Consider the following 11,686-nt stretch of genomic DNA (forward strand, 5'->3'; position numbering starts at 1 on the left):
CATCTCATGCCGGATGTCGTCCACGAGATTCTCACCTTCAACGCCGGTCGCGATCCGGACCGCCTGCGCCTCAAGTATCGCAACATGCGGGCCAGCCCCTTCGTCTTCCTGCGCGGCACCTGCCACCTGTTCTACCGGCGCCTCCCCGCCGATCCCCTGTTCGATGCACCTCCGCCGGTATGGTCCTGCGGTGACCTGCACCTGCAGAACTTCGGCAGCTACAAGGGCGACAACCGGCTGGTCTATTTCGATCTGAACGACTTCGACGAAGCCCTGCTGGCGCCTGCCAGCCTGGACCTGGTGCGTTTCCTGTGCAGCGTGCTGGTGGCGGCGCCGGACCTGGGCGTGGGCAAGAAGGAGGCCCGTGCCCTGGGCGCTGTCTTTCTGGATGCCTACCTGGCCAGCCTTGCTTCCGGCCGCGCCGGCTGGGTCGAGCGGGACACTGCAGAGGGCCTGGTCCACGACCTGCTGGCCGGGCTGCACGGCCGCCTGCGGCCGGCCTTCCTTGAGGGGCGCACCACGCTCACCGGCAAGCATCGGCGTCTGCGCCTGGACAACGGCAAGGCCCTGCCTGTCACCGAGACCCAGCGGGAGCGCGTCTGCGCACTGATCGAGGGGCTCGCCAAACAGCATGCCGACCCGGGCTTCTTCGAGGTGCTCGACGTGGCCCGGCGGATTGCGGGCAACGGCAGCCTGGGGGTGGATCGCTACGTGATTCTCGTCCGCGGCAAGGGCTCGCCGGATGGCAACGAACTTCTCGACCTCAAGGAGGCCCTGCCCTCGTCGGTGTTGCCACGGGTGGCGACGGCGCAGCCTGCCTGGCGCGCCGAGGCCGAGCGGGTGGTGGCCATCCAGCGCCGCATGCAGGCCGTGCCGATGGCCTTTCTCGAGCCCGTGCGCTTCCGCAAGCGCTCCTACATGTTGCGGGCCCTGCAGCCCAGCGAGGACAGGGTGAGCCTGGACGTGGCGCGCTCCGGCGAGGGTGCCGTCGCCAGGGTGCTGGCCAGCATGGGGAGCATCGTTGCCTCGGCCCAGTTGCGCAGCAGCGGGCGCGACGGCTCGGCCATCGCCGATGCCCTGATCGGGTATGCCGGGGAGTGTCGGCGCAAGGCGCTGCTCGGCGCTGCGCAGGATTGTGCTGCCCAGCTCCGGCAGCACTGGAAGATCTACGCGGAAGCTTACGACGACGGCGCCTTCGCGCCCTGATCAGCGCATCCGCGTCACGTCGCGCATCGGTGGCGCGCCGAACAGGCGCCGGTATTCCCGGCTGAACTGGGACGGGCTCTCGTAGCCCACCCGGCGGGCCACCGTGGCGGCATCCACGGCTTCGGTCAGCATGATCTTGCGCGCCTCCTGCAGGCGCAGCTGCTTCTGGTACTGCAGCGGGCTCATGGCGGTCAGGGCCTTGAAATGGTGGTGCAGGGACGATTTGCTCATGTTGGCGGCTTCGGCCAGGGCGTCGATGGACAGGGGCTGGTCAAAATTGCCCTTGATCCAGTCGATGGCCCGGGCGGTGCGCTGCCCCTGGCCATCGGCCGCCGCGATGCTGCGCAGGCGGGCGCCCTGAACGCCGGTGAGCAGGCGGTATAGAAGCTCCTGCTCGTAAAGGGGCGCCAGCACCGGGATGTCATGGGGCGTGTCGAGCAGCCCGACCAGGCGCAGCACCGCGTCCATCACCGGTGTGGTCAGCGGGCTCACCCCCAGGCCGAGGGGGCCGCTGGCCGGCGGCAGCGCGGCCACCGGCATGCTGCCGGCCAGCTCGGCGATGCGCCGCGCGTCCATGTCGAACACCACGCACAGGTAGGGGCGCTCCGGCGAGGCCTCGGTGATCTGCCCCATCACTGGCAGATCCACCGAGGTGATCAGGTAATGCCGGCTGTCGTAGTGGAAGGTCTCGTCGGCCAGGCTCAGGCGCTTGCAGCCCTGGGCGGCCACCGCCAGGATCGAGCGGTAGATGGCGCAGATCGGCGTACTCGTACTGGATGCCCGGAACAGGCTGAGGCCCGGGATCGGCGTGGTGTTCGGGCCGTCGCTGGTGCAATATCGTTCAATGAGATCGGCCAGCGCCAGGCTTGCCGCCTCGAGCCTGAAGGATGAACTGCGGGCGGAAAGGCCTGATTCGGTCATGGTTTCTTCCTGTTGCGGGCATATCCGGAATTATCGCCGGCATGAAGGCCATCAGCGGAGGTGAGACACGATCCCGGATTTTCAGGCAAGAATCTCACAGGATTCTGCAATGCCGCAAGGCGCGCCGTGGGCTACATTTCTGCAGGTAGAGGCCGCCGCTTTCCCTGCCGGCCGATCAGACAACACTGCGTCACCCAACGGAGATTGACCATGATCCAGCTCACCGTTAACGGCAAGGCCCACAAGGCGGACGTCGAAGCCGACACTCCCCTGCTGTGGGCCCTGCGTGACACCCTCCTGCTCACCGGTACCAAGTACGGCTGCGGTGCCGGCCTGTGCGGCGCCTGTACCGTGCATGTGAATGGCCAGCCCACCCGCTCGTGCATCACCCCGGTGGCCGACGTGGTGGGCAAGAAGATCACCACCATCGAGGCCGTCGATGCCACCCGCGTCGGCAAGGCCGTGCAGGAGGCCTGGCGCAAGCTCGACGTGGTGCAGTGCGGCTACTGCCAGTCGGGCCAGATCATGTCCGCCGTGAATCTGCTCACCACCAAAAAGAAACCCACCGACGCCGACATCGACGCCGCCATGGCCGGCAATCTGTGCCGCTGTGCCACCTATGTGCGCATCCGCGCGGCCATCCACGAAGCCGCCAAGGCGCTGGCGTAAGGAGCCGACGATCATGAACAACCCCATCCAGAATCTCTCCCGCCGCGGCTTCCTGCAAGGCGCTGCCGGCCTGACCCTCGGCCTGTCCCTGCCGGCCTTCGCCGCCAAGGCTGGCGCCGCCGCTGCCCGCAGCGCCGAGACCGCCTTCGAGCCGACCCCCTTCCTGCGCATCGGCGCCGACAACAGCGTGACGGTGCTCTCCAAGCACCTGGAAATGGGGCAGGGCACCTACACCGGCCTCGCCACCATCGTTGCCGAAGAGCTCGACGCCGCCTGGGTGCAGGTCAAGGTGGAAGGCGCCCCGGCCGATGCCAAGCGCTTCAACAACCTGGCCTTCGGCCCCATGCAGGGTACCGGCGGCAGCACCGCCATGGCCAACTCCTGGGACCAGCTGCGCCAGACCGGCGCCACCGCCCGCGCCATGCTGGTGTCGGCCGCCGCAAAGCGCTGGAACGTGCCCGCTGCCGAGATCAGCGTCCGCGACGGGGTGCTCAGCCACGCCGCCAGCAAGCGCAAGGCCACCTTCGGCGAGCTGGCCGAAGCCGCTGCGGCCGAGGCCGTGCCGGCGACGGTCAGCCTCAAGGACCCGAAGGATTTCCGCCTCATCGGCAAGCACGCCCCGCGCAAGGACAGCTTCGCCAAGACCAACGGCAGCGCCCGATTCACCCAGGATGTGCACCTGCCCGGCATGCTGGTGGCGGTGGTGGCCCACGCGCCGCGCTTTGGCGGCAAGCTCAAGTCCTTCGACGCGAGAAAGGCCAAGGCCATCAAGGGCGTTGTTGACGTGGTGGCCATCCCCAGTGGCGTCGCCGTGCTGGCGAGGGACACCTGGACGGCCAAGAAGGGCCGTGACGCCCTGAGTGTCGAATGGGACGACAGCGCCGCCTTCAAGCTCGGCACCGCCGAGATGCAGAACCTCTACCACGCCCTGGCGCAGAACCCCGGCCTGGTGGCGCGCAAGGACGGGGACGCCCCCGCCGTGCTGGCCGCCGCCGGCACCCGCACGCTGAAGGCCGGCTACGACTTTCCCTACCTGGCCCATGCCGCCATGGAGCCGATGAACTGTGTCATCCAGCGCACCGCCGACGGCATCGAGGTGTGGAACGGCGAGCAGTTCCAGACGGTGGACCAGGGCGCCCTGGCGGCCATGTTCGGCCTCCCGCCGGAGAAGGTCGTGATCCACATGCTCTACGCCGGGGGCAGCTTCGGCCGGCGCGCCAGCACCTCGGTGGACTACATTCGCGAAGCCGCCTCCATCGTCAAGGCCACCGGCACTGCAGCGCCGGTGAAGCTGGTGTGGATGCGGGAAGACGATACCAAGGCGGGCTACTACCGGCCCATGTTCCATCACACCATCGAAGCCACCCTCGACGCCGCGGGCAACATCCAGGCCTGGCGCCACCGCCTGGTGGGGCAGTCCATCGCCAAGGGCTCGCCCTTCGAGGCCTTCATGATCAAGGACGGCGTGGATGGGCTGTCGGTGGAGGGGGCTGCATCGCTGCCCTATGCCATTCCCAACCTGCAGGTCGAGCTGCACACCCCGGCCGACATCCCGGTGCCGGTGCTGTGGTGGCGGTCGGTGGGCTCGACCCACACCGCCTACTCCACCGAGACCTTCCTTGACCGTCTGGCCGCCGAAGGGAAGCAGGACCCGGTGGCCCTGCGCCTCAAGCTGCTCGAGAAGCACCCGCGCCACGCCGCCGTGCTGCGCCTGGCCGCCGACAAGGCCGGCTGGGGCACGCCGCTGGCCAAGGGCAAGCCGGGCGAGCGCCGTGGCCGCGGGGTGGCGGTGCATGAATCCTTCCACTCCTTCGTCGCCCAGGTGGCCGAAGTGACCGTGGCGGCGGACGGCAGCATCAAGGTGGATCGCATCGTCGCCGCCGTGGATTGCGGCATGGCCATCAACCCGGACAATGTCCGCGCCCAGGTGGAGGGCTCGGTGGGCTTCGCCCTGTCGGCGGCCCTGCACGGGGAGATCACCCTCAAGGACGGCGTGGTGGAGCAGGGCAATTTTGGTGAGTACGCCCCGATCCGCATCAACGAGATGCCGAAGGTGGATGTGCACATCGTCGCCTCCGCCGAAAAGCCCACCGGCATCGGCGAACCCGCCGTGCCGCCGGTGGCGCCGGCGGTGGCCAACGCGATTGCCGCGGCCACCGGAAAATGGGCCACGCGCATGCCCTTCGCGACTGACGCACTGAAGGTCTGAGATGAAACGACCCCCACGCTCACTGTGTTCGCTGCCCCCCGGGGGGGCGCAGGCCTCCCTTGGGACGGCCCGGCGGGAGGCCTGACATGGACAGCCAGGATCTGCAGGTGCTGGCGGCGGTGCGCCGCTGGCGGGCCGAGGGGCATCGGGTGGCGCTGGTCACCGTGGCCCGCACCTGGGGCTCGGCGCCCCGTCCGGCGGGGGCCTGGATGGCCCTGCGCGACGATGGCCGGGTGCAGGGATCGGTGTCGGGCGGCTGCATCGAGGACGACATGATCGCCCGCATGCTGGATGGTCGCATCGCCGGCAGCCTGCCCTTCGTGCTGACTTACGGGGTCACCCGGGAAGAGGCGGGCCGTTTCGGCCTGCCCTGTGGCGGCACCCTGGAGCTGGTGGTCGAGCCGGCGCCCGACCACGGCCTGCTTGCCGATCTGGCGGCACGCCTGGAGGGTGGCCAGCTGGTACGTCGGGAGATCGATCTGGCCGATGGCCGGGTGCGCATCTTCGATGCCTGCCGCGGCGAGGCCCTGCACTGGGACGGCCAGCGTCTGGCCACCCTGCACGGCCCCCACTGGCGCCTGCTCATCATCGGGGCCGGGCAGATCTCCCGTTACCTGGCCTCCATGGCCCAGGCCCTCGATTACGCGGTGACGGTGTGTGACCCGCGGGAAGAGTATTCCGTTGAATGGGACGTGCCCGGCGCCACCCTGGTGGCCGGCATGCCCGACGATGTGGTGATGGCCATGGCGCCCGACCCCCACAGTGCCATCGTGGCCCTGACCCACGACCCCAAGCTCGATGACATGGCCCTGCTGGAGGCCCTGAAGTCGCCGGCCTTTTACGTGGGCGCCCTCGGCTCACGGGTCAACAACACCGCCCGCAAGGCACGCCTGCTCGAATACTTCGACCTCTCCGAGGACGAGGTCGGGCGCCTGCATGGGCCAGTGGGGCTGCACATCGGCAGCCGCACCCCGCCGGAGATCGCCGTCTCCATCCTCGCCGAGATGACGGCGGTGAAGAACGGTATGAGCGTCGCCCGCCCGGAGCCGGCCAGCCCGGCCAGTGCCGGCTGCGGCGTGCGCTGAGGCATGGGCCCGATCGTCGGCCTGCTGCTGGCGGCGGGGCAGGGGCGGCGCTTCGGCAGTGACAAGCTGCTGCATCCGCTGGAAGACGGCACGCCGCTGGCGGTGGTGGCGGCGCGTCGCCTGAAGGCCGTCTGCCCGATCTGCATCGCCGTGCTGCGCCCGGAGCAGACCGTCCTGGCCGGCCTGCTGGCTGCGGAAGGGCTGCGCACGGTGCCGTGCGCCGAGGCCCGCGACGGCATGGGCCACAGCCTGGCGGCCGGGGTGGCCGCCAGCCCTGATGCCGGCGGCTGGCTGGTGGCCCTCGGCGACATGCCCTTCATCCAGCCGCAAACCCTGCGCCAGGTGGCCGATGCCCTGAGCGCCGGGGCGTCCCTGGCGGCGCCCTGGCTGAACGGGCAGCGCGGCCATCCGGTGGGGTTTGCGGCCGGCTGGCGTGAGGGCCTGCTGGCCCTTGCCGGCGATGCCGGTGCGCGCGACATCCTCGGCCGGCACCGGGAGGCGATGCTGCGCATCGATACCACCGACCCGGGCGTGCTGCGGGACGTGGATACGCCGCAGGATCTCGTCAGGCCCAGGCCTTGAGGCGCCCGTTCCCGAGGCGCCCGCGCCACCTCACCCTTTCAGCCCGGGGCTGACAGCCAGCGGGCCAGGGTGGTGAACAGCAGGTCCGGGTCCACCGGCTTGGCGACAAAATCGTTCATGCCGGACTGCAGGCAGCGCTGCCGGTCCTCGTCGAAGGCATTGGCCGTCATGGCGATGATGGGCGTGGCCCGGTGGCGGGGCAGGGTGCGGATCAGGGCGGTGGCCTCGAGGCCGCCCATCTCCGGCATCTGCATGTCCATCAGGATCAGCGCGTAGTCGGTGTCGGCTGCGCGGTCGACGGCCAGCCGGCCGTTGGCGGCCACGTCCACCTGCAAGCCGGTGTCACCCAGCAGTTCCAGGGCCACCTCCTGGTTCACGAGGTCGTCCTCGACCAGCAGCACCCGGGCGCCGGCGTGCAGGTGCCGGATGTTTTCCTCGGCGGTGGCGCCGGTCAGGGCCGGGCCGGGAGCCGGCAGCTCGCCGATGCCCAGGCGGGCGGTGAACCAGAAGGTGCTGCCGGCTCCGGGCGCGCTGACCACCCCGGCGTCACCCCCCATCAGGCGGGCCAGGCGCTGGGTGATGGCCAGGCCCAGGCCTGTTCCGCCGTAACGGCGGGTGGTGGAGGCGTCCACCTGCTTGAAGGGCTGGAACAGGTCACGCTGGCTGGCGGGGGCGATGCCGATGCCCGTGTCCCGGACCTCGAAGCGGACCAGTGCGCTGCTGTCGTCACTTTCCAGCGTGCTCGCCAGCAGGGCAATGGAGCCCGCCTCGGTGAACTTGACCGCGTTGCTGGCCAGGTTGAGCAGCGCCTGGCGCAAACGGGTCGGATCACCCTGGAGGGTGTCGGGAAGGTCGTGGTAGTCCACCGTGAGGTGCAGGCCCTTGGCCTCGGCGCCGTCGGCGATGAGGGCGTGGACGTAGTCGATGATGGTGCCGGGCTGGAAGCTGGTGTGCTCGAGCACGAGCTTGCCCGCCTCGATCTTGGAGATGTCGAGGATGTCGTTGATGATCGCCAGCAGGTGGCGGCCGGCGTCTTCTATCTTGCCCAGGCGGCCGATCTGTTCGGGCTGCAGCGGGGTGCGCTTGAGGGTGTAGGCGTAGCCGAGGATGGCGTTCATCGGCGTGCGGATCTCGTGGCTCATGTTGGCCAGGAACTCGCTCTTGGCGATGTTGGCCGCGTCGGCTGCGTCCTTGGCGTCCTTCAGGGCGGCCTCGGTTTCCCGCAGGGGGGTGATGTCGGTGAAGGTGGCGATGAAGCCGTCGCCGAAAATCTGCCCGCCGATGAGCAGATCGCGGGTGGTGCCGTCCTTGCAGGTGACCCGGTATTCGAGGCTCTGCACCTTGCCGCCGGTGCTGGCGGCCCGGTCGACGGCGGATTGCCAGGTGCTCATGACCCATTGCCGGTAGCCCGGGTCGGGGTAGGCCCGCAGCCACCATTCGTCGAGGTTGGCGATGTCCTCTTCACGGTAGCCGAAGAGATCGATGAAGCGCTGGTTGATGGAGTCCGCCACGTTGGCCCGGGTGTACAGCACGGCCACCGGGGCAGCGGTGAACAGGGCCCGGAAATGCCGGTCACGCTCCGCCAGCAGGGCGTCGTCGCGGGCCTGTTGCAGGGCCTGCTCGGTCTCCCTGCGCTGGGTGATGTCCCGGGACAGGACCAGCACCCGGGCCTCGGGCGAGGTGCCGGCCTTGCGGGTGGCGGAGAGCTCGAACCAGCGCCGTTGCCCGCCGATTTCCAGCTCGATGACCCGCCCGTAGTCGCTGCCCGTGGCCAAGGCGTGCTCGATGGCGACGAGCACCTGCCGGCTCGCCTCGGCCGGCAGGACGGCACCCACGTTCTTGCCGATCAGCGAGGCCTTGGAGGCGGCGAGCAGGGTTTCCTGGTTGGCGAAGACGTCGAGGTAGCGCCCTTCCGCGTCGAACTCGAAGAGCAGGTCGGGGATGGCCTGCAGGGTCGCGGCGAGGCTCTCCTTGGCGTCCTTGACGGCCTGGTGGGCCGCCTTGAGTTCGGCCAGGGTCTGTTTGAGGGTGGTGGTCTTGGCGCTCACCTGGCGGCGCAGGGTCATGTTCCAGAGCAGCAGCAGGCTGCCCACCGAGAGCAGCCCGAGCAGGCCCCAGCCTGCGTAGGCCCGGTATTCGCCCAGATCGACGGGGGCGCCGAACCATTTCTTGCGCAGGGCCGCTTCTTCCTTGGTGGTGATGGACTTCATGCCCTCCTCGACCAGGCGCAGGGTGTCCAGGTTGCCCTTGCGCACGGCCCGGTGGAATTGCCCCTTGTACAGCTCGAAGGCCTTGCGGAAGTCGCCCTGGGCCTTGGCCTTGTAGAGATAGAAGTTGGCCGGCACCTCGTCGAGGCAGAAGACCTTGATCTCCTGGCGCTGGGCGGCGGCGATCAGGTCGGTGTAGTTGCGGTAGTTCTGCAGGGTGGCGATGCCATTGGACTGCAGCCGTTCGATGCATGCGTCGCCATCCTGCACGCCGATCTGGAAGCCCTTGAGGGTGGTGACGCCGCTGATGCCGCCGATGGAGGTGTCGGTGTAGATGGCCACCGGCAGGTCGGCGTAGGGCGCGGAGAAATCGTAGAGGGATTCCCGCGCCGGTGTGCGGTAGATCATGTCGATCACGTCGGCGTCGCCCCGGGCGATCATCTTCTGGGCCTCGGCCCAGTTGGTGGCGGTGAGCGTGAGCTTGACGTGGTTGCGGGTGGCCCACAGTTGCCACAGGTCCACCAGGTAGCCCTCCACCTGGCCTTCGGCATTGCGGAACAGGTAGGGCGGGTAGTTCTCGTCGCTGACCACGTGCAGGCTGGTCACCGGGCCGGAGCGGGGGGCGGCGACTGCAAGAGAGGGCGAAACGGCCAAGCCGATGCCAACCTGCAGGGTCAGGAGGCATCGTAGGATGATCCAGCGAATCGCCAACGTCGACATGCCTGGTGGATTGATGTGTTTGAGCGTGAATCGCCCTGCGGAAGGCCGATTCATGGCGCGGGGCGATACCACTGTGCTGCGTGCGGATCGCCTGCCATGTTACTCCCTCCTCCCTGTGGCAGATGCCCAGTCAATGTCGAGGGGCTGCCAGGGTGTGAGGGGAAGTGTCTGGATGGCGGCCTCCAGCCAGGCGCTGCGTTCGGCGCTGGCCGGGTGGGTGGACAGCAGACCCGGCAGGCGCGTGTCGCCGCTGTCCTGGTGGGCCAGGGTGCGGAAGAAGTCGAGCAGCCCGCGCGGGTCGATGCGGGCCTCGGTCAGGTGCTCCAGGCCGCGTTGGTCGGCCTCACGCTCGGCATCCCGGGAGAACTTGAGCTCGCCCATCTGGGCCGCCCAGCCGCCGAGGGCTCCAAAGTCGCCGAAGAGGGCCGAGACGATGACCCGCAGGCCGGCGCTGCACACGAGCTGGCGCAGGCCATGGCGCAGCTCCACGTGGGCGATCTCGTGGGCGAGTACGCCGGCCACCTCCTCGGCGGAGGCGGCCCGGGCCATCAGGGCGCTGTTCACCACCACCACGCCGCCGGGGGCGGCAAAGGCGTTGAGCTCGGGCCGGTCGGCCAGGTGGAACTGCAGGGTTTCGCCCGGGCGGGCCAGGCGCTTGCCGATGGTCTGCAGGGCAGCGTGGGCCGGGCCGGATTCGATCATGGGCCCCTCGAGGCGGGTGTGGGCCAGCACCGCCTCGCCGATGTGGCGCTCGACCTCCGGGGGAATGTGGCGCACCACCCGGTCGGTGAGGGGGTCGAGGGACAACAGCAGCGCGGCGATGCCCAGCAGGGGCAGCAGCACCAGCAGGCCCAGCCCGAGGCCGAAGCGTCGCCGGGTGCTTCGGCGCCGACCATCGCCTCCGGTGAAGTGTCCGGGCATCACCGCCCGCAGGGGGCTGACCACCGTGTCATCGACGATCAGCAGGTGGGGGGCGTCGTGGTCGTCACCCGCCCAGCTCAGGGCCCACTGGCTGTGGTTGAAGCCCCGGGCCTCGACGCTCAGCCGGGCCACCGGCACGGTGAGGGCCGGCAGGTCTTCCACGCTGATCTGCAGCGCATCGTCCTGCCAGGCCAGCCGGGCCGGGTGGCCGTGGGCGTCGCCACCGGCCGGGTAGTAGCGGGCCGGGATGGGGGGCGAGATGGAAGCGCTGGCCGGGGTGGGGCTCACTCGTCGTCGCCGAGGAGTGAGCCCAGGCCGATGCCGCCCAGCACCGAGCCGCCCTCCTTGCCACCACCACCGGCCGCCCGGGAGGCCATCACGATGCGGTCGGCCATGCGGGACAGGGGCAGGGACTGCAGCCATACCTTGCCCGGGCCGCTGAGGGTGGCAAAGAACAGGCCTTCGCCACCGAACAGCGCGGTCTTGATCTTGCCGGCGTACTGGATGTCGAAATCCACGCTGGGCTGGAAGGCCACCACACAGCCGGTGTCCACGCGCAGGGTTTCGCCGGGGGCGAGGGTCTTCTCCATCAGGGTGCCGCCGGCGTGGATGAAGGCCATGCCGTCGCCGTCGAGCTTCTGCATGATGAAGCCTTCGCCGCCGAACAGGCCGACGCCGATCTTTTTCTGGAAGGCGATGCCCAGGGACACGCCCTTGGCGGCGGCCAGGAAGGAGTCCTTCTGGCAGATCAGGGTGCCGCCGACGGTGGACAGATCCACCGGAACGATCTTGCCCGGGTAGGGGGCGGCGAAGGCGACCCGGCGCTTGCCGCTGCCTTCGTTGTGATAAACGGTGGTGAACAGGCTCTCGCCGGTGAGCAGGCGCTTGCCGGCGCCCATCAGCTTGCCGAAGAAGCCACCCTGCTGGGCCGAGCCGTCACCGAAGATGGTGTCCATCTGGATGCCGTCCTGCATGTACATCATCACCCCGGCTTCGCCGATGGCGGCCTCGCCCGGGTCGAGCTCGACCTCCACGTACTGCATTTCATTGCCGAAAATTTCGTAATCCACGACGTCCATTGCCATGTGTGTCTCCCTTCAAGGCCAAAAGCTTCAGTTGTTCAATGATCTTGCCCCGGCGGGCGCGTTCTCCGCCTCAGACAGGCT

General features: G+C 69.1%; 9 protein-coding genes. 5 read left to right on the plus strand and 4 right to left on the minus strand.

Annotation, left to right across the window (positions count from 1 at the left end):
* Window positions 1–6: 6 nt before the first annotated feature.
* Window positions 7–1,206, plus strand: coding sequence for a DUF2252 family protein (locus L6Q67_RS09765; protein ID WP_296568530.1), 1,200 nt, complete (start codon window positions 7–9; stop codon window positions 1,204–1,206).
* Here L6Q67_RS09765 and L6Q67_RS09770 read toward each other — a convergent pair whose 3' ends face one another.
* Complete coding sequence (locus L6Q67_RS09770) at window positions 1,207–2,127, minus strand: AraC family transcriptional regulator (RefSeq protein WP_296568532.1); 921 nt, start codon at window positions 2,125–2,127, stop codon at window positions 1,207–1,209.
* Between the two features lie 210 nt (window positions 2,128–2,337).
* Between L6Q67_RS09770 and L6Q67_RS09775 the strand changes: the two genes are divergently transcribed.
* The 4 genes from L6Q67_RS09775 (at window position 2,338) to L6Q67_RS09790 (ending at window position 6,672) form a co-directional block, all read left to right on the plus strand.
* Window positions 2,338–2,796, plus strand: a complete 459-nt coding sequence (locus L6Q67_RS09775) for a (2Fe-2S)-binding protein (RefSeq protein ID WP_296568534.1) — start codon at window positions 2,338–2,340, stop codon at window positions 2,794–2,796.
* 13 nt (window positions 2,797–2,809) lie between these two features.
* Entirely contained in the window at window positions 2,810–5,005 is a 2,196-nt protein-coding gene (locus L6Q67_RS09780; protein ID WP_296568536.1) for a xanthine dehydrogenase family protein molybdopterin-binding subunit, read from the plus strand.
* An 86-nt stretch (window positions 5,006–5,091) separates the two neighbouring features.
* Window positions 5,092–6,090, plus strand: a complete 999-nt coding sequence (locus L6Q67_RS09785) for an XdhC family protein (RefSeq protein ID WP_296568538.1) — start codon at window positions 5,092–5,094, stop codon at window positions 6,088–6,090.
* A 3-nt stretch (window positions 6,091–6,093) separates the two neighbouring features.
* Window positions 6,094–6,672, plus strand: a complete 579-nt coding sequence (locus L6Q67_RS09790) for a nucleotidyltransferase family protein (RefSeq protein WP_296568540.1) — start codon at window positions 6,094–6,096, stop codon at window positions 6,670–6,672.
* A 38-nt stretch (window positions 6,673–6,710) separates the two neighbouring features.
* Here the strand turns inward: L6Q67_RS09790 and L6Q67_RS09795 are convergent, their stop codons facing one another.
* From L6Q67_RS09795 to L6Q67_RS09805, 3 genes are all read right to left on the minus strand, one after another.
* Window positions 6,711–9,533 carry a transporter substrate-binding domain-containing protein gene (locus tag L6Q67_RS09795; protein ID WP_296568542.1) on the minus strand — a complete coding sequence of 941 codons (2,823 nt, stop codon included), beginning with the start codon at window positions 9,531–9,533 and terminating at the stop codon, window positions 6,711–6,713.
* 165 nt (window positions 9,534–9,698) lie between these two features.
* Entirely contained in the window at window positions 9,699–10,808 is a 1,110-nt protein-coding gene (locus tag L6Q67_RS09800) for a M48 family metallopeptidase (protein ID WP_296568545.1), read from the minus strand.
* Window positions 10,805–11,605 (minus strand): TIGR00266 family protein, encoded by an 801-nt coding sequence (locus L6Q67_RS09805; RefSeq protein WP_296568546.1) that lies wholly within the window; start codon window positions 11,603–11,605, stop codon window positions 10,805–10,807. Before L6Q67_RS09805 ends, L6Q67_RS09800 begins: the two co-directional genes overlap by 4 nt.
* Window positions 11,606–11,686: the final 81 nt, after the last annotated feature.

This window comes from Zoogloea sp. (assembly GCF_023150065.1).
Taxonomy (GTDB): Bacteria; Pseudomonadota; Gammaproteobacteria; order Burkholderiales; family Rhodocyclaceae; genus Zoogloea.